Raw genomic sequence first — 25,354 nt, 5'->3', positions numbered from 1 at the left:
CTTTTTTATTGTTCAATTTCTTAAAACCTTTAATCAATAATTAAAAGAATTCTGCGATTTACTCGTCGAGAGTCGGGATTGTACTAAAAGCTTATATAGTAGTTTTTCGATTATGATATCTATTAATTCTAACAAGAGGTGATAACTTTCAAAAAACCAAAAATAGTATTACAAAACAATGAACCGAGCATGAATCCTACGTCCGAGGAACTTGCTAAAATTGTTATGTCTCGTGTGGGACTTGAACCAAGAAAGAGTGGGAGTACTGACAAGATGCATCGTTGTCTTCTTGAGTTGTATGAACGTAGTAAGATTGCGAATAGGGAAAAGAACTTAGAAAAAGCAGTAATGACTGTTGAGGAAATGGCGTTTTTTGCAGGTATTACTCGTCAAACGATGTATGATTACCTTAAGAGGTGGATTGCATTGTCGCTCATAATGAAAACGAGTCACATAAACAACAATAAAGTTATTATTGGGTATAAACTTAATGGAACGACTCTTGAGCAAGCGTTTGAAAAAGCACATGGATGTATTTCTAACAATTTAACATTGACTATGAAATATGTTCAAGAATTGCAAAAACTCATTAAAAATGAGAAGATTTCTCAAACTCAAAAACAGAAACTTGTCGACGAGAATTCATTTCCTGGGCCTGTAAGAAATTAAAGATTTAAATTATTTAGTTTTTGATCAAATCTTTTTGTTTTTATTTCTTTTTAATTAATTTATTTGTAGTCATCATTCATACTTGCATTAAGTAAAAACACATATTCTTGGAGAAACCATTCCAACACATTATTTATTTATTCATACTTACTTATTGACTAATTTAAACTAATGTCTAAATTATCTCGACAAAAATTATTCGAAAAAACGCAGACATAATTCGAAATAATTCAAGATTCTTGAAACTTTCAATCAGAAAAAATAAGAAAGTGAGTGTTAGAATTGTTCAATTAATTAAATTGGATAATTTGTGCGTTATATTTTCAAAGACTTCTTTTCAGTTAGCAATTCTGAACGAGCTGTTCCCATTCTTCGTCTTCTTTATTGTCCCATAATTCTTGCATTTTTTGCTGTTGAATTATTTCTAAAAATGTTCTTTTTTGTTTCAATTTTTTTCACCTAACTTGATTGTGAGGTCAGTTCTATATAAAAATATTGAATTTATTGTTAGTAAAAAATACTCTGTAGGCAGTATCCTTTTTTAAAACAAACATTTAATATATCCTTACTTTAATTTAATTAGTTAAGGAGTTTTAATGGAAAATATTCAAATCAACATAAATAAAATTGCAAACTCTGCGAGGGATTCAATTGGAGTATTTTGTTTTACTGAGTGTGGTGCTTATTGTTGTAGAAAAGGTGCGTTATCATTTGGAGATAAAAGTGTTGATTTAGTTACTGATAATAATTCTGAAAAGTTTATTCGCTCTGAAGAATTAAAAGAAATAGGTCCTAATGAGTATTTGTTTGACTTAAGTGTTAATGGTTGCCCTCGTTTAGATGATAACAAATGTTCTGCTCACAAATCAAATCTTAGACCTGATTGTTGTAAAGATTTTCCTATTTTTATTGATCACAAAAATAAAAAAGTGAGACTTTCACCAAGGTGTTTGGCAGTAAAAAAAATGTTATTATACTCGTTTGAAAAAGAAGTGATTTCTTTGGGTTATTCTATTAATACTTGCAATCCTGATTGATATGTAAGACATTCTTCTGCGAGCAATCTTCGATGACATTTGTCAGGCGTTTCTTCAATGCACATAATTGTAATTGTTGTTTCTAAACTTTCTGCAGCTAATGATCGTACTTGTTCTCGCATTTTTGGAGTTCTTAAATATTCTAAATATTGCATTTCAAATTCAGTCCAGTCTACTCTTTGTTTGTAATATGCTCCAACTAATTTTAATGGTGGTGCAAATGCAGTTAGGTGTGAATCATATTTATCTGAAGTGATTCGATCATCAGGAGTTATTCCATCATTTAGTGTATGTCTTGACATTACAGAAATTCTTCTACCATCACTTTCTTCAATTGGTGCAAGTATAGATTTTGTTTTTAACATGATAAAAAAAGAATTAATAAAATATTTTAAAGATATTGTTCAAAAGTTTCTCTTAGATCTCTTTGTGATTCAAACACTGGTTTGTGATCTCTAACAAATGTTGCTAAGTTTGGTGCTTCTTCAGGGGTCATTGATGTTTGTCCTTGGGGTTTTAGTGGTTTAACAAAATTTGCTTCATCAGGTGTTCCATAAGGTGCTGTTAACGCAATAAAATCTGTTCGTGTATCATCAGTGTAAAACCTTAATGTTAAACCATCAGGAGTTCCCCTTGGTGCAATTGGGTGCATGTGATCTCGAATTGTTAATTCAACTGGTTTTCCATTATAAGTTGCAGTGAAAGTTTCAAACCAATCTGGATGATCAGTTCCTCGGTTTTCTAGATTATATTTCCATTCTAATTGCGGTTCTGCCATTTTAAGATAGTTTAGCTAGTTATATTTTTAAATCTTTCGATTTGTATTTATTAATGAGTAGTTAAACTTTTTTTATTTTGTCAATAATTTTTTGACCAAACACAACTACAAATCCAATTGCTCCTGCGATTATTGAATAAGGAATCAAACCTAATTCGTGATGTCCTTTTTTATTGAGCTTTAATTTCTTCATTTTAATTTACTTGCAGCAGTTGTTAATACTAATGCTGAAAATGGTATTGTTAACAAAACTCCAACATATGTTGCTTGAGCAATTCCATTTAATATGATTAATAAAATCCACAGTGCTACTGAAAATACAAAATGTTTTTTTCCAACAGCATAACTTTTCTTTAATGCAGAAATTGCACCTTTGTTTTCTTTGATTGCAATAACTATTGCATATTGAAATAAAATCATAAGTATTATTCCTGGAATTACTAGTAAAACAAGTCCTATTGTGATTGCAATTGCTGCAAGAATAAACATTCCCCAACTTGTAAAGAAATAACTAAATCCCTTAAACACATCAGTAATTTCTATTTTTTTGCCTTTAGAAAGTTTTGATGCCATTAAGTATACTCCAAACATTAGTGGTGGCATTGTAATAACAAAAACTGAAAGAAGTATTGCAAGTAATGTTCCTAGTATGAATGTAACATATTCTTTTTTGAATAAATTAAATGAGTCTTTGAATGTATCATTAATGATTTTTTCTATCTTCATAGTTATCTCCTCAGTTTAAAATTAATATTGATAAATTAAGTATTGTTGCAAAACCAACCCATAGCAAATAAGGTATTAACAAATATGCTGCAGTTTTTGATTTTTTGTAAAAAAATATTAATGTAAATAATATCATTATCCAAAGAATTATTATCTCAACAAAAGCAAGTGAAATATTTTTTAATCCAAAAAATATTATTGACCAAAAAGTATTCAAAATTAGTTGGATTCCAAATATGGTTATTTCTGTTTTATTCTTTTTGAAACCTTGATTCCATATTATGTAAAGCGATACTCCCATTAAAATAAATAACGTAATCCAAACTGGAGAAAAAATCCAACTAGGTGGATTAAAAATTGGTTTGTTTATTGTGGTGTACCACGTTTTAACAGAATTTGCAGTAAATAATGATCCGATAATCCCTGCTAATTGACAGAGTATTATTGCAGATATTAATTTTACATAATTTATTTTTAATTTCATAAGTTAGTTTGAATCTGTTTTATTATATTAATCTATTGCTCTAAATAACATAAGCTTTATATTAAACTCAAATAAATTATGAATCATGTTATTAACTATATTTAGCGTTCTAGTAACTATTTTAGGAGTTGCTATGAGTATTGGGCATTTAATCCAAGCACATAAAATTTACAAAAGAAAGTCTGCAAACGATATTAGTATTATTACTTATTCAACGTTTACCATAGGTTCATATGTTTGGTTAATTTATGGAATTCTTCTAAAAGAATTACCAATTATTCTAAGTTTTGTTATTGCAGTAGTTGGTACGACTGCGGTTATGGTATTAATTTTCAAGTACAAATAGTTTTTTTTGTCTTAATAATTTTCTTATTTGTTCTATTATCACGTAGTTTTAATTCAGAAGTTTTAAAACATTTTTTGTTCATATTTACTTTGATGACTGCAATAGTTAAACTAAGTCCACTAAGATTAGTTTCTGAAGATAAACTCACCCCTGAAGATGAATTGGCAATAATTGGAAAAGTTATTTCTAAAGATTCTGGTAAATCAGATGATTTAAGAGAGGGGTCAAATTTAGTTAATTTAGTTAATTCTTTAAATCAAGTTTATTCTCCTGAAATTGTTACGGGGGCAGTTGAAGAATTTTTTCAAGAAAGAGATGATAGAATTGAAAATGTTTTAGCATCAAGAGTTTTAGAACTTGAGTCTAAATTATTTGAAACATATGAACATTTAAGATATGTTGAGGGCATGAGTTTTCAATTAAGATATGTGTATGATTCAAAAAAAGTTTTTAAAGATAATAAATTTATGGAAGTTGAAAAGTTTATTGAGTATTCTGTTCAAATCAATAAAGGAAAACTTATCATTAAAATATCTAATAATTATCCAAGTCAAAGAACTGTTGTAAACTATGGTCAAAAGTGTTATTATGAACCTAAAGCTCATTTGGATCGGTTGGTATCAATTAGTGTTTCTGAAAAAAAAGGAATGCCTGTAATTAACTGGCGCAAAAATTTAGATTCTTGGTTTTCTAAAAAGTATTCAACATCAGAATTTTTAATTAATTATGCTGCAAGATTAACTGAATCTGAAAAAACAAAAGAAGCATTTGCATTGGCTGCAAAATATTTAGGCACTGCATTAGATGATATGGTAAAAAAAACTAAACAAAACATGTCAGCTCTTTAATATTTTATTTTTGCTTGGGTTAAATTTAAATAACTAACATTATTCTTTTGATTCATAATGAATTCCTGGCTTATATTTGGTTTAATTCCTCCAGCCCTTTGGGCAATATGTAATTTAGTTGATAGTAAATTAAGAACTAAATATATTAAAGATGATTTTTTATTAACTGCAGTTGCAGGAATTGTGGGACTTTTAGTTTTTGTGTTAGTTCCATTCAAAGGCATGTCTTTTCCTGGTTGGAGTATTGCATTAATTGCGTTAGGAACTGGAATTTTATACATTTATGCGATGGTGCCGTATTTTAAAGCATTGTCGTTTGAAGATGCATCGTCAGTTATATTATTGTGGTTTATTGCGCAAATTATTGTTCCGTTTGGTGCGAAGTTTTTTCTTAATGAAAGTTTGGTAGTTTCACAATATGTTGGTTTTGGATTGGTTCTTATTGGGGGATTATTAATCTCAATTAAACGTGATTCATTAAAAAAATTAACAGTTAGTAAAGCATTATTTTTGATGTTATTATCAGGTGTGCTTTTAGATGTTTATTATATGTTAGAAAAATATGTTTATCAACATGAATCTTTTTGGAATGGTTTTTTTTGGATTCGTTTAGGAAGTTTTGTGGGTGCATTAACAATTATTCTTATGCCTAAGTATTGGTGTCAGTTTAAAAAATTAGCAATTAATTTTAAATCAAAATCTTGGAAATTAGTTTTCAGTACTGAAATCATAAACATTATAGCACTTATTTCAATAGGTTATGCAATTAGTATTGGTTCTGTTAGTTTAGTTATTTCATTAATTAATTTTCAGCCATTATTTATTTTAATTTTAGTCATTATTCTTTCTAAGTTTTTTCCACATTTGTATGAAGAGAATTTAGATAAAAAAACTTTAACTTTCAAAATAATTGCAGTTATTCTTTTAGTTATTGGTTTATTTTTAGTTGGTGCTTAGTTTATTGAATGTCTTTGTGGTATATATCTAAGAATATTATTACTTCTTTTTCTGGGAGATATATGTAAGCTATTCTATGAGGTTGAACGTGAAGTTCTCTAGTTCCTTTTCTAGCAAACCTCATTGGCTTTCCAAATTCGGGATTTAATTTAAGTTTTTCTAATTGTTTTATGATTCTATCTTTCAAAGAATTATCTTTTATTTTTAATAGTTTTTTCTTAAATTTGGGATCTAAGATTGCTTTTACCATTTTTTTATTTCTTCTAAAAAATCATCATATTCCATTTCAATAAATTCTCCTTTGTCATATCTTTTCCAAGCTTCTTCTGTTCTTCTAGCAAACTCTAAATCTTCTGCTAGTTTGAGATCTTTTGCAGTAGCTTTTTTCAAAACAATTTTATCTTTAGATTTCATTAGCATAATTTGATCTCCTTCTTTCAATCCTTTGCGCATTTCAACAGGTATTACAATTTGGCCTTTAGAACTCATTTTGGTTAAACCTATCTCCATTTATATCACCAAGTAAGACGTATCTTACCAAGTATATAAATATTTCTTAAATTTAATATGAGTCAAACTTCTTAATATATTTTCAGTGGAAAAAACCGGAAATTATAGTGGGTGATGCAAAACATTTATAACTCGACCTTTTCAACTGCATGGCATGAATAACAACTACAAAAGTAATCTTTGGAAGTTTTTTATTTTCGCACTGTCTCAAAGAAGAAACTTTATTCCCATTCTTTCAATTTTTTTCTTAACTCTTCCAAATACTACTGCAAAACAAATTGGGTTGTATACTGGAATTGGTTATTTGACTTCTTTTTTATTTGAAATTCCTAGTGGTTATTTTTCTGATGTATTTGGTCATAAAAGATCTTTAATTTTCAGTAAGATTGCAATGATTTGTTCTCAATTATTTTTTATTTTTGCATCTAGTGTTTATTGGTTTATTGCAGGATCTATTTTGATGGCAACATCTCTTTCATTATCATCAGGAACTAAAGAAGCATTTATGCATGATACTCTTAAAAAACTTAAGCGAGAAAAAGAATTTTCTAAAGTTATGGGAAAACTTTCAGCAAATATTTCTGTTGTTAGTGTGGTTTTAATCGTACTACTTCCTTTTTTCACAAGTATTAATATTCTTGTTCCATTATGGATTTGGTTATTTGTCGATTTTATTGGTTTATTTATTTCATTTACTTTTGTTAATACTAACAATCATAAAACTATTCAAAAGAAAGATCAAAAATCTGTTTTACAATTATTCAAAGATGCACATAAATTTAAGTTTTTTTCAATCGCAATTTTTACAGGAGCAATCACTGGTTTTCATTTAGGTAGTTCTGGATTTAGATCTGTTTATTTAGATCAGTTAGGTTATCCAATTATTTTTTTAGGTTTTGTTATGGGATTGTCTCGTTTAATTTGGTTTGTTGTGGGAAACTACGCGCATTTAATTGAAGAAAAGTTTACTATGAAACAACATTTTTTATTTGAGATATTTTTCTTTCCACTTTTATTTTTTGCAATAGCTTTTTTTTCAAATCCATATTTTGTTGGTTTGTTATTTTCAATTATTGTTGGGTATCAATGGGGGAGACATCAAGTTATCAATAATTATTTATTAAACTACAATCCTAATCCTAAATATAAAGCAACAATTATTTCATTTATGAAACAAATCTCTGCGATGTTTCAATTTTCTATGGCATTTATTGGTGGGTTTGTTATGAATTATTCTTACAAACTAGGTTATGCATTTTTAGGAATAGTATTATTTTTATTTTTAGTTTGTTCTTACTATTATATTAAAAAACATTAGATTGATGGGTGATTAATATTGGGCGGTTGAATACTAGAAATATTTATTAACTCTAATTTTTTTAAACCAGTTATGAACATTGAAGTTGAACTAAGAAGTTTTATAACAAAAGAAAAATATGAAGAACTATTAACATTCTTTAAATCTAATTCTAAATTGATTAAAGAGGATTATCAAGAAACGTTTTATTTTGATTGTGAAGAAGATTTAAGAATTCAAAAAAATAGTTTTGGTGCTAAGATTTGGATGAAGAAAGGAAAAATTCATGATGCGCATCGCGAAGAGATTGAAATCAAATTTGAAAAAGATCAATTTGAAGAATTAGAAAAACTTTTTCTTGCATTAAATTATCAAGTAGATATTAAATGGTTTCGTACAAGATTTCAGTTTGAGTGGGAAGACGTAACTGTTTGTCTTGATTACACTAAAGGGTATGGATATATTATTGAGTTAGAAAAACTTTGCGATGATGATCAAAAACTAAATATGCTTGAATTACTTAAAATCAAATTTTCTGAACTTAACATTCCAATTACTCCCCGAGAAGATTTTGAATCTAAGTTTAACCATTACAAAGAACATTGGAAAGAATTAATAAAATAATTTAAAACAAATTTATGATTTTTGTTCATCTAATTCTTCGAGTTGTTGTATGATGTCTTGTTCTAATTTTTTAAGAATTTGGTGTTTGTTTTTATCTATGTGTTCAATAAATTCAATAGCATTTTTTACTCTTCCAAGTGCCATGTTTCTATTTGTTAATTTAGGTTCTTGAAGTGGTGCGAGTCTTTCTAAATAAAATTTTGCTTCTTTAAGTTCTTTATGTAAGTATCCGCCGGTTCTATGTCCAAACATTTTGTGTGCCTCCTTTTTGATAAAATAATAACAGTTGGCAATTATATAATTTACTATTATTTTTATTAAAATTATTTTTTTTACGGTGTTTTTAAATTACTTATTTTTTATAAGCTAATTAAATATTTTTTAGAAATATTTATAAATTAAATAAATTTAAATGGCAATAATTGTAACTATTATTATTATTATTATTAATTTTATGCTTACAATCAGATTTCAAATTCAAAAAAAATACACGTGGGGTGGCATTTAATGCGAAAAGGGGCAGTTAGAAAAAGTTTCATTCTTACTATTATATTAGTAGTGGTTTTATTATTTGGTTGCGTTTCTCAACCGTTAAGTTTAGAGAACGTACCTGAAGAAGTTCTTGAACAAAGTATTACGACTAAAGTTGTATCTGGAGAATCATTGTCTTCGGAAGGATTAATTAAAATCCCTACAACAAGTGAAGTAAATGCGATTGTTGGTTGTTCTGATTGGGATGAACAAACAAATGATTGTGATTCTGGTTGGGTTCAAATTGATGTTCCTTTTTCTGATAAGGGAGATTATATTGAATTTGAAGGTTCAAGTTCTATGGTTTATGCAGGGATTAATATTGATATAACTGACCCTAATAATCCTCGACCTATGGCTGATTCTGCAAGCGCCCCCTCGCAGAGTTCTGATTTAGCCCCATCTAAAAAATCTGGTTTAGGTTCTAAAGCAACGTCTGATTGTAATCCAGGATCTTGGGTTTGTACTACTGAATGTGATGATATAACTCAAGCAGGTTATAATGCAGGTGCATGGGCTTCAAATGTTGGTGAAGCATTATGTTATGATTTGGCTCCTGCAGCGTCGTATCTTACTGTTTTATCTGATGCTAGTAATGCTAATTACTGCGATGATAATCTTTGGAATTATGATGGTGATTGTGTGGAGTTTTATGATTCTGGAACTGATGCTTATTATCTTTGTCCAAGTTATGAGCGAAATTATGAACTTAGTGTTTCTGATATTGATTGTAGTTGTAACGGTTCTAATACTGCAGGTGTTTGGGATGCTTGCAACTCTAATGGTTATTATCCTGCTACTTTTTTTGATTTTACTAGTGAATTTTTTACAGGTTCTGTTGGTGGAGGATCAGGTTCAGGTTGTACTGCAGTATCTGAAAATTGCAGTTCTGATTGTAATTCTCTTTTTTTAGGCGATTATACTGATTGGGATTATGATGGTACTAGTGAACATTGTTATGATATTTCTATGGAAGCGCTTGTTTTATTTGATACTACTGGTGAAGTTTGTGATACTAATTTAAAGCAGCATGGAGATTATGGTTGTGCACAGTATTCAGATAGCATGGCAGGTAAAGATTATTTGTGTCCTGGTTATAATCGTAACGGTGGAGAAGTTACTGATTCTGATTGTTATTGTTCTGGTGATGCAACAGGATTTTCTTATGAACTTTGTTCTAATTATCTTGCTAATTTTGATTTACCGTCAACTCTTTTTAATTTCAGTCATGATTTTTTCTTAGCAGGTCTTGAAGAAGCATCTGCCACGGGGAATTTAAGTTGTGATCCGTCTATTGGTGAGTGTACTCGAACTTGTAGTGATATTGATATTACTTCTGATAGTTTTTCATGGTCTAGTGATGGGATGAATGAATCTTGTACTGAGCAAATTGAAGGTGGAAATGATGTGACAATTTATTCGGATGTTTCTCAATGCGATAATTATTTGGGAGGTATTGATGAATCTGGTGGTTGCGTGCAACTTATAGAATCAAACACTATGATTGAATATGCTTGTCCTAGTTATGATAGATCTGGTAGTAGTGTTACTGCAGCAGATTGTTATTGTAGTGGTGAATTGACTGCTTGGAGTTATACTCCTTGTTCAACTTATACAGGTATTAATGAATCTTATGATGCGTCTTTAGTTTTTAATTTTTCAAATTCATTTTTCACAGGTTCAGAAGATCCAATAGTTGGAGTTATTTTATCAATTCCTGCAATGGATGAGAGTTTCACCTACGGAGAATTTACAGATTTTTCAGTTATTGTTACTTGTGATAGTGGAGACTGTGGAGAAATTGCAGTTAGTTTAGATCCATTCCCTGCAAGTTGTGATCCTGGAATGTGTGATGATTGTAGTTCATTAGATGCGATGGGGCTTGGAACTAGTTGGACTAATTTTGAAGCAGATTATTGTTATGATTCTGATAGTAATTCTGGATTGGTTGTTTATTCAACAAGTTCTAATGATTGTTATGATAAATTTGGAACGTATTCATCTTGTGTTAGATATGATGTGGGCTCTAATTATATTTGGTGTCCAAGTTATGATATGCTGGTTGGAGCAGTTAATGATTATGATTGTAGTTGTTATGATTTTGGAGATAGTTTAATTGATTGTGGGAGTAATGGACTTTTGCCTACCAGTTATATTGATTTATCTCAAGAGTTTTTTGCAGGTGCTGCAGAAGAAACTACTCCTGTTACTGGTTGTGATCCTGATTCTATGGATTGTACTTCTACTTGTAATAATTTGACTACTACTGAAACAAGTATTTTATGGACGAATGATATGGATCAAGCATGTGAAGCTTCGGATAGTGATCTTTTTATTTATGGGGAGATGGCAGCACAATGTGATTTGATGTTTGGAGGTTCTCCTGGTACTTGTGCTAAAATGGAAGTTCCAGGTTTTGGAGCTATTTGGTGTCCAAGTTATAATTTAGAAAGTGCTGAAGTATATGATTATAGTTGTATTTGTTATGATGGTGATGTAAATCCTACTACTTGCACAGGAGATTTAACTCCAAATACTTATTTTGATTTTTCTCATGAATTTTTCACAGGTGCGCTTGAAATAGGTTCTAGTTGTTCTCCATATACTATGTCTTGTGATTCTGGTTGTGATAATATATTTATGACATTTGAAGGATTTACGTCTAGTGGAAGTTATAATCCTTCTGATACTGTATGTACTGCAAGTACAGGAACTGAAGATGTTGTAATATATGTCGATGCGGATTCAGCTCAGTTTTGTGATAATATGTTTCCTTCAAGTTCAGGTGAATATGGTTGTATACATTATATGGATAGTGTTACTGGTAAAGAATATGTTTGTCCAAGTTATAATCGTCAAGGAGGAATGGTTTCTGGATCAGAGTGTCAATGTCTTGAAGATGGCGTAACTAATAGTTGGGAATCTTGTTCGCTTTATGTTGCAGATTTTAGTCCTGGAACTATTTTTGATTTCACTCATGATTTCTTTTTTACAGGTACTGAAGAATCTCTTGCTGCGGGTGGCGCTCCTGCGGGTGGTGCTGCTGCATATTGTACTCCTGGAAATGATGCTTGTAATTCAGATTGTAATAGTTTATTTATGAGTTATAGTGATCCTAGTTGGGTTATGGATTTGGGTGCTTGTGTTCCTTCTGCAATGGATGTTAATATTTACACTGATGAAGGAGGTTATTGTGACGCTCAATTAGGTGATGGTTATTATGGCTGTGTATATTATAATGATGTATTAAACTCAAAAGAATATTATTGTCCTAGTTATAATAGAGCTGGAACAATGGTTTCTTCTATGGATTGTTTATGTGGAAGCATTAATACAGTTGGTTTTGAAAATTGTATGAGTGGAGATCATTCTGCAGATTTTGATATGGCTAGTGTTTTTGATTTTGCTCATGATTTTTTTGCTATGGGTTCTCATGAATTGGCTGCAGAAACAGTTACTCCTGAAGCACCAGTAAGTACTGTTTGTGATCCTGTACTTAATTGTGGTACTGATTGTAATAATTTAATTCCAGGTTATGGTGGAGCTAGTTGGGTTTTTGATAGTTCTTGTCATGATACTGTTCTAACAAATTTAAATATTTATCCAGATCAGGCAAATCCTTCAAGTTTTTGTGATAATGTATTTACTGTAGATGTATCTGGAAATTGTGCTTTTTATTATGAAGAAACTCAACCAATTTATTACGTGTGCCCAAGTTATACGCGTAATTATTTAACTGAAGTTATGGATACTAATTGTGTTTGTTCAACAGATGCAATAAGTTATGGTGTATGTGATCCTTATAATCCTGCAAGTACATATTTTAATTTTACTGATGAATTTTTTTCAGGAGCTACTGCAACGGCAACTGATACTGCTACTCCTGCTATTGGTGGGGGGGCAGTAAAAGGTTTGATTAGTACAACTCCTGGAGCAATTCCCTTTTATACAACTGATGATAATCCTCAATATGTAAATTTATCAAGTGGTGAAACATCTATTGTTAGTTGGGCAGTTAATACAACGGGTACTGTTGGTGAGGCATATACTTTCTTTGCATTTGTTAATATGACTTCAGATCCTATAGATTCTTATTCGGAATCAAATAATATCACTATTACAATTGTTAATGGAAGTGAGTCTGAAAATCCTGATGGGTGTTCTCCTTATGTTGAAGATTGTGATTCTGGTTGTGATCAATTATTCCAATCATTTATTGGTGATTCTTGGAGTTATGAAGTTGCAGGTTTTTGTGATGGATCTGATATATCTGGTGAAATAAACATGATGGTTCAGACAGATTCTGATAGTGTTTGTGATGATAGTTTAGGTGCTGGGGATTATGGTTGTGCTATTTATCATCTAGATTATTATGATCCTGAACTTAAAAGTAAAGAAATTACTTGTCCAAGTTATAATCGTAATGGTGGTACTGTAAGTAGTACTGATTGTATGTGTTATGGTGAAATGACTGGGTATGTGTGGGACTCTTGTTTGTCGCATGCAGTATATTTTGATCCTGACTCAATTTTTGATTTTACTTATGATTTTTTCTTTTCAGGTCAGGAAGAATTAGATGCTGCAGGAGGAGAATCAAGTTCTTCTGAAAGTCCTGAAGAAGGAGTTGAATTTGGAGTTGATGCTGGTTGGAATAAAACTATTGATATTGGTCCAAATGATATTCCTTATGCTATGACTGTTGATGGGGAAAATAACATTTATGTTGTAGGTCAAGGTGGAGACAATTGGGATTGGATAATAAAAAAATTCGGTTCTGATGGAACTGAAGATACTATATATTGGGATAAACAAATTTCAGAAGGAACTATTGCGTATGATGCGGCTATTGATTCTTCCGGAAGTGTATTTGTAGTTGGCAGTGCAAGGAATTGTGTTACTGGTACGAGTAGTTTTGATTGGATGATTAAAAAGTATAATTCTGTAGGTGTTGAAGATACTAGGGATTGGAATCAATGTTATAGTTCTGATGGTTTTTCTTATGATTCTGCAATGGGTATTGAAATAGATGACTTTGGAAATATTTATGTTCTTGGTAGAGGAGAAAATTTAGTTAATAAGGTAGGATTTTCAACCGCTAGTGATTGGTGGATTAAGAAATTTGATTCTGGTGGTAACGAACTTGATTTTGGAGGGAGTAGTCTTTCCGAATGTGGAAGTTTAGATCAAGGAAGTACTTGTACTACTAATTATCTTGATGTTGTTTTTGATTATGCTGGAGATTCTGATGCTCCGTACGATTTAACTTCAGATATTTCCGGAAATATTTATGTTGTCGGAAAAGCTTATGATGGCATGGCCATGTGGTGGCTTAAGAAATTTGATAGTTCAGGAGTAGAAGATACAATTAATTGGAATAAAATAATTAGATCTCATCCAACACAATCTTATGATTCTGAAGCTTACGGTGTTGAAGTTGATGACTCCGGAGATATATTTGTTGTAGGTTACGGAGCATTTGATGATAGTATGGATTATGACTGGATTATTAAAAAATATTCCTCTGAAGGTATTGAATCTGGAACCATATCTGGTTGGAACAAAACTTTAGATGAAGGTGAAAGTGGTAGGGCAAGATCAATTTACATTGACGAAAATGGTGACGTTTTTGTTGTAGGTCAAACTGGATATTTGGGTATGGAAGACATGAAAATTAAAAAGTTTGATGATACCGGTACTGAAGATAGTTCTGCTTGGAATACTACTATTGGAATTCGTATGGTCGATATTGCATATTCAGTTGTTAAAGGTAATGAAGGAGATTTATATGTTGCAGGTTCTTCTACTGATGAAGTAGATTCTGAAGATTGGATATTAAAAAAGTTTGAAGCATCAGTTGCTGAATCAAGTGAAGGTCCTGTTGGAGAAATCTGTGGTAATGGTATTGATGATGATGGTTTTTTTGGTACTGATTGTGAGGATACTCAATGTCATGGACAGGAAGCTCCAGGGGGATTTTATGGTTTTTATGTGTGTGATTCAACTGAGATAGATTGTTTTGATGGTGCTGATAATAACGGTAATGGTTTTATAGATTGTGCGGATCCTGAGTGTTCAGTTATTCCTGAATGTACTAATATTGCTGGAACTGCGGGTTGTGGATTTTTTTACGGTGAAGAATCTGCATGTTTAGCTATGGGTTGCGAGTATGATACTTGGTCAAATACTTGTCATTTTAGTGATGATGCTTTTGGTTGTGATGACATTTGTGATTTTTGTACTACTTCTCCTGACTGTGGTAGCAGTAGTAAAGATTGTCAATGGGAATCTGATGCTTGGCTGCCTGAAGGTGGTTTTTGTCATGAAAATTGGGATACGTTTGTTCATCACACGACTGGGTCTTGGAATGCGGGTACAGATATGTGGGAAGATGTAGTTCCTATTGATTGTGATATGAATCCTGATCAATGCGATTCTGGATGCGCAGGGGGACATTGTAGTTTTGAATCATTTTGTTTTAATAATTATGATGATGATTACGATGGGTTTGCGGATTGTGATGATCCTGATTGTTTATGGGCGTGGGAATGTAAAGATGCTTATAACTCAGAATCAGATTCTGATGCTCCCTCAATTAGGGATATTTCGAAGCATTTAGATTCAATTGCTGCATTTATTGATTTTATGACGACTGAGCCTACTAATGCAACATTGACGTTTTATCTTAATGATTCTACTTGTACTACATTGAACTCTAGTTTGGATAGTTATAACGATCCATATTATGATTTGGATGATTATAAGTTGTTTCATAGTTTTCCTTTAGATCAGTGGGATGATTCATTAGGATTTAATTTAACTGCTGCAACTACTTATTTTTATGAATTAAATGTGACTGATATGGCTGGTTTAGGTTATCAAACAGCGTGTTTGAATTTTACGACTAAGAAAACTTCGCAGAATTTTATGGTATCTTTTGAAGGTGAAGAAGCAGATTTTATTCAGTGGAAAACGAGTACGGGTGATTATGAGGAATATAATTCGTCTACGGGTGTATCCACTGGTGTTCAAAAAAATGCAAGTTTTATATTGAACTCATCTGCGACTGGATTGGCCTGCGAATTTGGTGACATTGATATAACTCATTCAACTACTGTTAATTTTAGTGATGCGTTTACAACTGGGGAGTCTTGTTATTATGCGGGACAAGAGTGTGTTGGTATTCAATCTGCTGTTTGGCAAGAAATGTTTCAAGAGTTTTCGATTGGAAGTGTTGATTGTTATATTCCTGGAGATAGTTGTGAGTCAATTGAGCGTTGTTCGGATGATGGTGCTAATTGTAGTGATGTAACTGATGCAATTGATTGTGCAGAATATAATTCAACTCATGTTGCCATTACTATTCCTCCTGAAATGGGATTCTCAACTTATGTTGCGGGGGAGAATTCTCAGTTGGAAATTTCAGATACGTCTGATTCGGAATCGGTTTATGTTGATGGTGCAGTTGTTTTTTATGCTAACTATTCAAAAACTAGTGATAATACAACTTTGACTCCTGCAACTGATGATGCTGAGTGTAGGATTACTGTTGCAGATTTATCAGTTACTGATACTAACATGACATTTAACTCGTCAGGGGATAACACTTGGAATTATACTTCAACGTCAGGGTTTAGTAGTGCGAATTTGTATGATTTTACAATTAATTGTACTGCTACTGCTTATACTCAATTGAATGCTACTGATGATGCGTTAATTGAAACTGAGTTTGGTGGTCAAGGTGAGGCAGTTCCAGAATTTTCAGATTATGCAATTATGCTTTTACTTGCATTAACTGTTGGTGGATTTGTAATCATTAGACGAAAAGAAGACTAAAATATTTTTTATTTTTTTAAATTAAATTTTTTTTACATTATTTATTCTGTGTTTTTTTTATGACTTAATTTTTAGAATTTTATTGTTAATTAAAAGAAAAAATTATTTATTTTGGCGAACGCGATAAACTTCTGCCATGAATCTTTTTACTAAATCTCTATCAATAGGTGCACGTTCGTTTCCATGTGGTTTAAAACAACTTCCAACTATTGCGCCATCTCCGATCATTAATTGTTCGTATGCATTTTCTGGATTTAATCCGGCACCCACAATTAATGGTTTGTGAGGTCCAAGCATTCTTCTAAAATTTCTTATTTTTTCAATGTCTGTTTCAATGCCAGTTCCCTCTCCTGTTACAACTATTGCTTCTGCTCTTTCTGCACCTTCTGCTAAATCTTGTTCTAAGTCAGATCCTTCAATTGGTGTATAATATTTTGGCCACACTCCTCCTAAGACAACAATTTCTGGGTGTGCTTGTTTTTCCTGTAAATAATCCTGAAGTTGGAATGTTCCTCTGCGATCATATGTTCCTGCAACATGATCTAGTTGAATAAATTGTGCTCCGTATTGAGTTGCATATTGGAATGCATAGTAATATTCGTTAGGTAGCACATTTACTCCTACAACTAAGCCAGTATTTGCTTTTTGTAATTCTTCGAGAGTTTTTTTAACATGAAATAAATTGTGAGATATATAATTTTCAACAATAACTGCGTCAACACCTTCTTCTAAATATATTATGGCTTCTTCCATTGCACGTTGAACTGGTCGTTCACCTGCTAAATGTAACATCCCTATGATTGAAGTATCTCCAAATATTTCTGAAAAATTATTGTTTAGTGTCATAATATAATTTGAGAATTTTTTTATTAATAAACTTAGTTGTGGTTTAAAACATATTTTTAAGAATTATTATGAAATATTATGTATGCGGAATTGTTGCATATGTTTGCTTAATTATTGTGATTAGCAGTATATTCTATATATTTTATTTATTTTCTCTATTCAATAATTATACAAAATTCAAAAGTCATATGTTTATTATGGCACAACCAAAATATAATTCTAAACCAAAACAATATATTTCTATTGATATTGAAACTGCAGGTAGGCCAGTTGGAGTTTATTCTATGTTATCTGTTGGTGCGTGTGTTGTCTTTGATACAAACCAACAATTTTATCGTGAAATAAAACCGATAAATAATTTGGTAATTACTGATGCGTTAAAAGTTTGTGTTAGGGGGTTTCATTGTTTGTCTGATCTTTTATCACTTCCAGAGTTTAATCCTGAGAGTGAAAAATTTTCTCCTGATTTAGTTATGCAAGCATTAATTGAACGCGCAGATTCTCCACAAAAAGTTATGCAAGAATATTCTGAGTGGTTAGAAAAAGTTGGTGAGAACAAAAGATTAGTTGAACTTGCAGCACCAATTAAATTTGATGGTGGATTTTGTGATTTTTATTGGGGTCAATTTTATGATGGTGAACCTAAAACAAGTTTTACTGCAGAAGATATTAATTCAATGTATCGAGGGGTAACAAAAAATCCTTACGCAAATATTAAAGAATTAGGTCTTCGCCCAAATGGGCAGTTACCTCATAATGCTTTAGAAGATGCAATTATTCAAGCAAAAGAAGCGGAAGCTGTTTTAAAATTAATGGGAGTGAATAGTTTTTGAGAATTTATTATGTTATAATTACTCTTTCAAAATCATAATCTAGTTTTACTGCGGGAAGTCTATCCGCTAAATACATTGCAAATGGTAAAATGTCTGCTTGTTTTCGTTCAAGTCCAAATCCTTTGCAAGATAAAGAATATAATCCTTGGGGGTATATAGTATTTTCTGCAAGATAATTTGGAAATTTAGTTATTATTTTTTCAAATAAGTGAGTCATAATTTCTATATGTTCAGGTGTTGAGGTTTCAGTGTTTTTATCCGTTGAAGCTTGAATAAAATTTCCTTTAAAATCAAATGAATGAATTTTTTGAAAATCTAAACCTTCAGAATGTTTATCTACGAAATAAAAAAATTCTTTTTTTTCTTCAAGTGTGAATGGTTCACAGGAGGTTTTTCTTAATTTGATGTATTTTGTGAGTCCACTTGGTTGAATTGTCCACCACAAACCCATATTTTTTCTAAATTGATTTTTAAAATTATAATCTGACACTTTTTCTGTTAGTAATTCTAAGTTAACACTCCCTTCAAAATCAACAGAAGGATTAAATAATGCATTGCCTTTACCACTAAACATTGTTTGGTGAAAACCTAGGTAGTTTAAAGCAACAACTAATGGTTTTATAGTTGGAACATAATAACAATCTTTAAAAATTCCTTGTTTTTTTTTATCATCAACATCAAAACCTTGATTGACTAATTCTTTTTTTACCTCGTCATATCTTTGAATTTGTCGCATTACTTTTTGTTGCATTAATTCTTCAAATATTCCCCGTGTTTGTTCTAAAGAAACAGTTCCATTTTGATATTGTTGTGAAACTTTAAGTAATTGATTAAATTTTTTTTGTAATTGTCTTGATCTTGTTTGTTGAAATATTGTTTGTTCAACTTTTGTTTCTATATTGGTTAAGTCTGTAATTATTTTTTTTGCTTTTTTTTCATCTCGTAATTTTGCATCTGTTAATTCTTGATACTGGTAATATAAAATTTCTGAAATTCTAGGATATATTTTTAGTGAAGTCATTAAGTTAAACAAGCTTAATATTTTTTTTAAGAATTACTTTATTTTTTTCGGAAGATTTCCTATTTTTATTTTAATCAGTTCTACAAAATCTTAGATTTCTATTATACAAATATGCTGATAATGGTAAAATATCTGCTTGTTTTCGTTCAAGTCCAAATCCTTTGGCAGTTAGAATGTATGTTCCTTCGGGGTGGGTTCTATCAATCACTTCACAACCAGGCATTATTTTAGTTATTTGAGTTGCTAATTGGTGCATTAGTTGTACAACTTCTTTTCTGTATTGGCCGGTTATTTTATTCCATCCTTGAAAACCTCCTGGGTGGTAGTCTTTTGGCCAAATACTTATCCAGTTGGGAGTTGATTCAATATATAATTTTAAAGCAGTGCAAGTAGAACTGATAATCGTGTGTTTAATTCCTTCAATTTCGTCTTGGAGGAATGGTTTTTTTGATTTTTTATCTAAATAAATCGAAGGTATTATTTTTGATTCGTTTAGTTTCCACCAGAGTCCAACAGGATTTCCCCAATTATATTCTTCCACAACTCTTTCTAATATTGGAATATTTGAATTGCCCGCAACATAAACTCGCGGAGTGGATCTATTTTCAGAATGTCCTTGACAAGAATTGCTTGTTTTAAATCCTACTAATTTTAATGCAACTACTAGTGGTTTTATTGCAGGATCTATTGGGCCATTTCCAAAATCTTTATCAACATTAAATCCTGTTTCTTGAAGTAATCTTTCTTTTAATTCAACGTATTTTGTCATTTGTTGCATTACTTTTTGATTCATTAATTCAGAAAATGCAGAGATTGGATAATCTATTGAAACTAAGGTTGATTCGTAATCTTGTGCGGATGTTACTAAATCATCAAAATCTTGTTGTAATTCTCTAGATTTTGTTTGTTGAAATATGGTTTTTCCAAATTGTTTTTCTAGACCAGTTAATCTTTGCAGTAGTCCATCTATTTCTTCTAAATCTTCATGTTCTAAAGCCCCTTGCAGCGCATCATACATGTAAAATAATATTTCTGCAAGTCGTGGTATTATTATTCTTGATGTCATTTAAACTCCTATTTGTATTGGGTTAAAATCAGCTCTTTTTTTAATTAATTTTGATTATGTTTTTTATAAGTGTTACTGTTAGATTTGTTTTGTTCAAATAAGTTTATCTAAAGCTTCGGCCATATTCATTGCAGTTCTATATCTCTTATCTGGATCTGGGTGAATTGCATTAATTATTACTTGAACTAATTCAGGAGTGACTCCTTTTACAGGTATGAACGTTTCTTTGGCCCAATCATATCCGTGAGTTAGATCTCTAAGTATTATTCCTGTTTGATAAATATCAAATCTATAATCTATTTGCGTACAACCAACTAAATATTCGGGAGGAACATTATTGATTGTTGACATTCCTGTTCGAAGAAAGTATGGTTTTTTTGAAATATTATAATCAAATAGTGTTACTTCGTCAGTTTTAGGATTAACAAAAATATTTGGTTCTCGAACATCGTGGTGTATGATTCCTCGTCTATGTAGTGGAGATAATCCGAGTAATATTTGAAGAACTATTAGTTTTGCAGTTTCAGGATCGGGTTGTTTTCCGTGTCTTTGATATAATGTTGGGTGTGGGATATATGGATAAAATTCAATTATTCTTCCATCTTCTTCTGCAATTTCAAGGGGAGTTAATAAGTTTGGATGGGAAATATCTCCAATTTCTCTCATTAATTCTACTTGGAGTGGATCTTTAAATGGTTGATTTATTTTCATGACATAATGTCCGCCATTTGCCATTTTTATTTTGAACACTCTAGAATGAAACGTCGCTCCAAGTACTGCTTCTATTCCTCCAACTAGATCGTCTGCTTCTTTCATTTTCTCAACACAAAATATTTTTATTTTTTCAAAATTTTTTTAAATTATTTTTATTAATTGGATGTTAATAATTTTAAATTAGTGCTATGCTTAATGCCATTATGGCCATTCCAACTATGATTCCAACAACTGATGTGTGGCTATCATCTTCTTTGAATGTGAGTGGTAGTAGTTCATCAAAACTTATGAATACCATAATTCCTGCAACAAATGCGAGAGTCACTGCCATGACTGTCGTTGTTAAATATGGCATTAAAAATAATATTGCAATTATTGCACCAATTGGTTCAACAAGGCCAGATAATGTTGCATACCAAAATGCTTTTGTTTTACTTTTAGTGGCATAATATATTGGAATTGTTACTGCCATTCCTTCGGGAATATTGTGGATTGCAATTGCGATTGCAAGTGAAATTCCAATTGTTAAATCATTCATTGAACTTACAAATACTGCCATTCCTTCAGGTAAGTTGTGAATAGCAATTCCTATTGCAGTAAGTACTCCTGCAGTCATTAGTTTTTTAGATTTTTGATCTCCACATACTTTTTCTGCAATAAAATCGTGAGGTATAAAAAAATCTAGTATCATGATAAATATGATTCCTGAAAAAAATGCTAAGTTTGCGTATACAAATCCTATTTCTAAAACTGCGGAAGGTAATAATTCTGCAAATGAAACATAAGTCATAACTCCTGCTGAAAGTCCCAGCGAGAAGTACAAATATTGTTTTTTTAAATTTTTAATACATAACGCAATTAGGCTTCCAACACCGGTAGATATGCCTGCAATGACTGTTAATAGTAGTGGTAGCCATATATTTGCAGTTTCCATTTTATTAATTTTAGGTGTTTTAGTTATAAAGGTTTGGGTAAAAGGCGCAAAATGACTAGAATTAACTGATTTTAAGAATTAAATTTAAAATAAAAAAGTTAAAATAAAAAATTTTAGATAAAAAAATTATTTTTTCCCTATGAAATAATATACTATTGCAGTTATTATGCTAAATAATATTGCAGCAACTGTCCAAATAATTTTCATTTTTGTGTCTAATTTTTTGTTTTTTGCAAAAACATCATATATTACCCAGATTGCACAAGCAAGGCCTATGATTCCTATAATTCCACCAAACATATTATCACCTTTGTTTATTTTTAATTAATTAATGTATTTGAACTAAGAATTATTTTCTTTTTTTTAAATGTGTTGATTATTTTTTATGTATTTTTTATTATTTGGTATTTTAACTCATTAATGTTGAATGTTCGAGTGGTCCGTGGTAATTTTCAAAATTGATTGGAACTGTAGTTCGTCTGGTTTTTCGTTTTTTAAACACTGCAAAATGTAGGTGAGGTATTGGGCCAATCCAACCACTAAGTCCTGTTATTGCAATTGGTTGTCCTTGTTCTACAAATTGTTTACGTTGTACTAACTCTCCTTGTTTTTCTAAATGTGCATAAATCGCACCAGTTCCATCTAAGTGATCAATTGTGATAAAATTTGTTGATACTCGTCCTTTATTAGGATTTAAACCTAAATAACACTCATCAAAAAACGTTTCAACTAAATTAACTATTCCTGCTCTTGAGGCAATAATTGTGGTTTCTAGTGGGAGTGCGAAGTCTATGCTGTAACAATCATTACGTCTAATTCTCCCATTAATTTCTCTTCCTTTGTGACTATATGGTCCATTATATCCTTGAGTGATAATTACTGGATATCCTGTGAATGGGATTATATATTTCGGATCAATTCTTGTTGGGAGTAGTTGTGTGTCTTGCATATTTTTAAATTTGGACATAAAAGTTATAAAATTAACTTATTAACTACTATTAAGTAACTAATAAACGAAAGTTTTATAAATGATAAAATTCTTGATTTTAATATGGCTATTTATGAGGGAAGAAGTGGTGGCTCAGTTTTTAAAGTCCCTGCGACTTCTATTAAACAAGAAGATGGAACTTATGCTTTATTTATTGGTGATAATCAGCTACTAGTATGTGGATTTCTTGCAGAAAATTCTTCTGATCCTAGTATGTTTGGATTTAGTTTGGGTGCTTTAGAAAAAGATCCTGTGTTGAGAAAAAAATTATTGGATTCAAAAATAAAACCGAATGCAGTTATTTCTGCGGCAGACTATGAATTAATATCAAGTTCTAGTTTTATTAGTTTTGGTGGAAATTCAGACATGATTGAACTTATTGTGAAAGATAATTCTGATCCTGTGTTAAATGGACTTGAACGCAAAATTATGGCGCAACTTCCTGAGTTGGATTCAGAAATTACTATTGCCCCTTTAATTGATGTGGGATCAAGTGATTCCAACGCACCTTTAGTTACGGGATTTGTTGACCAAACACTTTATTCTGTTGCATTTTCAAATGGAACAAATTTAGATCCTGATGATATTTTTGAACTATTAAAATCTGCTGCAGTTAAACGTGCAAAAATTAATTCGCATGTTGGGGATTTATTAACTGAGTCTGATAAATATTATTTGCAAAATGCATCTTTGGGAAAACTTGCTGCTGCATGTCACTTGGCAGGAATTGGGGTGAGTGTTGGGGAGATAGAACAATTTCCAAAAGCATACAAAATCGCATCAAAGTTTGGGATATCTGATTCTAAAACAATTGGAATTTTAAAACAACTTGATGATATTGTAAGACCTAATTTTGAAAAATTTGCTAAGTGGACTACTGATAGAAATGGTAAAAATGTTTCTTTAGTTGTTCGAAATGGAGTACGTACTACTTATGATTTTGATTTTAGTACATTTGTTTATGATATTGTTCAAGTTGATGATGTTTTTGCAATTGATAGTGTGCGACCTTTAGTTGATCAATTAGGGGAGGATGGAGAAATATCTTTGGCAAGTATTTCTGCGAGAGAAAATGGATTTGAAATGGATAAAGATTATCTTGAAGTTTATTTTGTTGCAAAACTTTATCGTAATGCACTTCAATTAAAAAATACGTATGAAGAAATTAAAAGATTAAATGCTGATTGTGAAATTCCTCCTGCGGATGGTAGGACTGGGATGGTTAGAAATATGAGAAAGCAAGATCAAGCAAACCAAAGTGCTGGGGAATTTAATTATGCTCGTCGTGAAATGGTTGAAGCATTTAATTGTTTGAGTCAAGCAAATTTAATTGTGCGAGAAGATTTAGAATATATTTATAGTTCAATTGGTTTTGCTTTGGGAATGCATCAAACTGATCCTTCATCAACTAAGCAAGAGTCCAGTTATGCGCGAGCTCAAAGTGAATAAATTTTCTTTTAAAACGAGTATTAATGGGTGATTAACATTAAGATCTCTTTTTTGGATAAATATTTTTTGATTTGCTTTAACTATTTTTTTTGAATCTTTCTTTCTATAAATTTCAAATAAATCAGAAAAGATATCATTTAAGGTATTTAGTTCATTAATTATTTTTTGTTTTTTGTTCAGTTCTTTTTTATTTAAGTGAAAATTATAAAAGTTTGAAGCAATTTTTTCTATTGTAAAAACTAGTAAGTTATATTCTTGAGATTTATCTTTTTGATAATTTGTTGTGGTGATCATCCTTTGACAATAATCGCGAAGTTTCATGGTTGTTTTTCTTAATGATTTTATTTCTTCATTTTTTGTTGATTTGTCAGTTAAGTCTTCGAGTACTAGTTTGTTAAAATGTTTTACTGTGTAGCATAATTTGGTGATTATTTTTTCAACATCTTCAAAATCATCTTTCATCATGTTTTGCAATATTATGTTGTTTTCAGTATGTTCTGTTGCAACAAGTCCTAGTAGTGATTCAGTTATTTTATTTATTCGAGAAAAACTTATGGGATCAGTTGTTTTAAGGGTGATAGTGTCATATCCTCTTCTATAAAATGAAGATATAATTGTTCTAAGTCTTGTTTTATCATTATCTTCGAGCGTGAATGTAATTTCTTTTTTTGGTTTGGTTGCAGTAGCACTCATTAAAAGTCCGTCAGCAAGGGGGATAAATCGAATTTCAGTGCCTGCTTCCAAATCATTGTTTCTAACAAAGTCTATTGGGACTGTTACTGTGTATCCTCCTTTTCCTTGTTTTATGAGGCGTCGTTTGATTATGTTTTCTTCCATAATTTTGTTTTAGGTTGGTTAATATT

General features: G+C 30.9%; 25 protein-coding genes. 10 read left to right on the top strand and 15 right to left on the bottom strand.

The window, feature by feature from the left end:
• Positions 1-189: 189 nt before the first annotated feature.
• Positions 190-669 (top strand): hypothetical protein, encoded by a 480-nt coding sequence (locus tag HN587_02795; GenBank protein ID MBT7902763.1) that lies wholly within the window; start codon positions 190-192, stop codon positions 667-669.
• 596 nt (positions 670-1,265) lie between these two features.
• Complete coding sequence (locus HN587_02790) at positions 1,266-1,706, top strand: hypothetical protein (protein ID MBT7902762.1); 441 nt, start codon at positions 1,266-1,268, stop codon at positions 1,704-1,706.
• Here HN587_02790 and HN587_02785 read toward each other — a convergent pair.
• The 4 genes from HN587_02785 to HN587_02770 form a co-directional block, all read right to left on the bottom strand.
• On the bottom strand, positions 1,676-2,071 hold the full coding sequence (locus HN587_02785; protein ID MBT7902761.1) for a DUF488 domain-containing protein: 396 nt from the start codon (positions 2,069-2,071) through the stop codon (positions 1,676-1,678). The genes HN587_02790 and HN587_02785 overlap by 31 nt on opposite strands.
• Positions 2,072-2,097: 26 nt before the next feature.
• Positions 2,098-2,484 (bottom strand): hypothetical protein, encoded by a 387-nt coding sequence (locus HN587_02780; protein ID MBT7902760.1) that lies wholly within the window; start codon positions 2,482-2,484, stop codon positions 2,098-2,100.
• 189 nt (positions 2,485-2,673) lie between these two features.
• A complete protein-coding gene (locus tag HN587_02775) occupies positions 2,674-3,210 on the bottom strand; it encodes a glycerophosphodiester phosphodiesterase (protein ID MBT7902759.1) in 537 nt (178 codons plus the stop codon).
• Between the two features lie 10 nt (positions 3,211-3,220).
• On the bottom strand, positions 3,221-3,694 hold the full coding sequence (locus tag HN587_02770; GenBank protein MBT7902758.1) for a tryptophan-rich sensory protein: 474 nt from the start codon (positions 3,692-3,694) through the stop codon (positions 3,221-3,223).
• Positions 3,695-3,779: 85 nt separating this feature from the next.
• On the opposite strand from HN587_02770, the gene HN587_02765 reads away from it, so the two are divergent.
• From HN587_02765 to HN587_02755, 3 genes are all read left to right on the top strand, one after another.
• Positions 3,780-4,040, top strand: a complete 261-nt coding sequence (locus HN587_02765; protein MBT7902757.1) for a hypothetical protein — start codon at positions 3,780-3,782, stop codon at positions 4,038-4,040.
• Positions 4,041-4,132: 92 nt separating this feature from the next.
• The gene (locus tag HN587_02760; GenBank protein ID MBT7902756.1) at positions 4,133-4,888 is read left to right on the top strand and encodes a hypothetical protein; all 756 of its coding nucleotides are present in this window, start codon (positions 4,133-4,135) and stop codon (positions 4,886-4,888) included.
• Positions 4,889-4,945: 57 nt separating this feature from the next.
• Complete coding sequence (locus tag HN587_02755; GenBank protein MBT7902755.1) at positions 4,946-5,845, top strand: EamA family transporter; 900 nt, start codon at positions 4,946-4,948, stop codon at positions 5,843-5,845.
• 1 nt (position 5,846) lies between these two features.
• On the opposite strand, the gene HN587_02750 is transcribed toward HN587_02755, so the two are convergent.
• Both HN587_02750 and HN587_02745 read right to left on the bottom strand, forming a co-directional pair.
• Positions 5,847-6,095 carry a type II toxin-antitoxin system RelE/ParE family toxin gene (locus tag HN587_02750; GenBank protein MBT7902754.1) on the bottom strand — a complete coding sequence of 83 codons (249 nt, stop codon included), beginning with the start codon at positions 6,093-6,095 and terminating at the stop codon, positions 5,847-5,849.
• Positions 6,089-6,355, bottom strand: coding sequence for an AbrB/MazE/SpoVT family DNA-binding domain-containing protein (locus tag HN587_02745; GenBank protein MBT7902753.1), 267 nt, complete (start codon positions 6,353-6,355; stop codon positions 6,089-6,091). Before HN587_02745 ends, HN587_02750 begins: the two co-directional genes overlap by 7 nt.
• Before the next feature lie 154 nt (positions 6,356-6,509).
• Between HN587_02745 and HN587_02740 the strand changes: the two genes are divergently transcribed.
• Both HN587_02740 and HN587_02735 read left to right on the top strand, forming a co-directional pair.
• Positions 6,510-7,673 (top strand): MFS transporter, encoded by a 1,164-nt coding sequence (locus HN587_02740; GenBank protein MBT7902752.1) that lies wholly within the window; start codon positions 6,510-6,512, stop codon positions 7,671-7,673.
• Positions 7,674-7,745: 72 nt separating this feature from the next.
• The gene (locus tag HN587_02735; protein MBT7902751.1) at positions 7,746-8,276 is read left to right on the top strand and encodes a CYTH domain-containing protein; all 531 of its coding nucleotides are present in this window, start codon (positions 7,746-7,748) and stop codon (positions 8,274-8,276) included.
• Positions 8,277-8,288: 12 nt separating this feature from the next.
• Here HN587_02735 and HN587_02730 read toward each other — a convergent pair whose 3' ends face one another.
• Positions 8,289-8,528, bottom strand: coding sequence for a hypothetical protein (locus tag HN587_02730; protein ID MBT7902750.1), 240 nt, complete (start codon positions 8,526-8,528; stop codon positions 8,289-8,291).
• Between the two features lie 255 nt (positions 8,529-8,783).
• Here HN587_02730 and HN587_02725 point away from each other — a divergent pair, with 255 nt between their 5' ends.
• Positions 8,784-16,640: a hypothetical protein gene (locus HN587_02725; protein MBT7902749.1), complete on the top strand. Its 7,857-nt coding sequence runs from the start codon at positions 8,784-8,786 to the stop codon at positions 16,638-16,640.
• Positions 16,641-16,742: 102 nt separating this feature from the next.
• Here HN587_02725 and HN587_02720 read toward each other — a convergent pair whose 3' ends face one another.
• The gene (locus HN587_02720) at positions 16,743-17,486 is read right to left on the bottom strand and encodes a membrane biogenesis protein (protein MBT7902748.1); all 744 of its coding nucleotides are present in this window, start codon (positions 17,484-17,486) and stop codon (positions 16,743-16,745) included.
• A gap of 197 nt (positions 17,487-17,683) precedes the next feature.
• Between HN587_02720 and HN587_02715 the strand changes: the two genes are divergently transcribed.
• Positions 17,684-18,319 (top strand): hypothetical protein, encoded by a 636-nt coding sequence (locus HN587_02715; GenBank protein ID MBT7902747.1) that lies wholly within the window; start codon positions 17,684-17,686, stop codon positions 18,317-18,319.
• A 7-nt stretch (positions 18,320-18,326) separates the two neighbouring features.
• Here HN587_02715 and HN587_02710 read toward each other — a convergent pair whose 3' ends face one another.
• The 6 genes from HN587_02710 to HN587_02685 all read right to left on the bottom strand — a co-directional run bounded on the left by HN587_02710 (position 18,327) and on the right by HN587_02685 (position 23,003).
• Positions 18,327-19,340, bottom strand: a complete 1,014-nt coding sequence (locus HN587_02710) for a hypothetical protein (GenBank protein MBT7902746.1) — start codon at positions 19,338-19,340, stop codon at positions 18,327-18,329.
• Between the two features lie 70 nt (positions 19,341-19,410).
• Positions 19,411-20,406, bottom strand: a complete 996-nt coding sequence (locus HN587_02705; GenBank protein ID MBT7902745.1) for a hypothetical protein — start codon at positions 20,404-20,406, stop codon at positions 19,411-19,413.
• Between the two features lie 93 nt (positions 20,407-20,499).
• Entirely contained in the window at positions 20,500-21,222 is a 723-nt protein-coding gene (locus tag HN587_02700) for a protein kinase (GenBank protein MBT7902744.1), read from the bottom strand.
• A 73-nt stretch (positions 21,223-21,295) separates the two neighbouring features.
• Positions 21,296-22,054 carry a zinc transporter ZupT gene (gene zupT / locus HN587_02695; protein ID MBT7902743.1) on the bottom strand — a complete coding sequence of 253 codons (759 nt, stop codon included), beginning with the start codon at positions 22,052-22,054 and terminating at the stop codon, positions 21,296-21,298.
• 126 nt (positions 22,055-22,180) lie between these two features.
• Positions 22,181-22,354: a hypothetical protein gene (locus tag HN587_02690; protein MBT7902742.1), complete on the bottom strand. Its 174-nt coding sequence runs from the start codon at positions 22,352-22,354 to the stop codon at positions 22,181-22,183.
• Positions 22,355-22,463: 109 nt separating this feature from the next.
• Positions 22,464-23,003: a M23 family metallopeptidase gene (locus tag HN587_02685; GenBank protein MBT7902741.1), complete on the bottom strand. Its 540-nt coding sequence runs from the start codon at positions 23,001-23,003 to the stop codon at positions 22,464-22,466.
• A 102-nt stretch (positions 23,004-23,105) separates the two neighbouring features.
• Here HN587_02685 and HN587_02680 point away from each other — a divergent pair, with 102 nt between their 5' ends.
• Positions 23,106-24,491 (top strand): hypothetical protein, encoded by a 1,386-nt coding sequence (locus HN587_02680; GenBank protein MBT7902740.1) that lies wholly within the window; start codon positions 23,106-23,108, stop codon positions 24,489-24,491.
• On the opposite strand, the gene HN587_02675 is transcribed toward HN587_02680, so the two are convergent.
• Positions 24,447-25,328, bottom strand: a complete 882-nt coding sequence (locus HN587_02675) for a hypothetical protein (GenBank protein MBT7902739.1) — start codon at positions 25,326-25,328, stop codon at positions 24,447-24,449. The two genes, HN587_02680 and HN587_02675, sit on opposite strands and share 45 nt — an antisense overlap.
• Between the last annotated feature and the right edge of the window lie 26 nt (positions 25,329-25,354).

It is taken from the genome of Candidatus Woesearchaeota archaeon, assembly GCA_018675335.1.
Classification (GTDB): Archaea; Nanobdellota; Nanobdellia; order Woesearchaeales; family UBA11576; genus JABJCP01.
The sequence above is the reverse complement of the archived record's forward strand: the minus strand, read 5'-3'. Positions and strand labels throughout refer to the sequence as shown.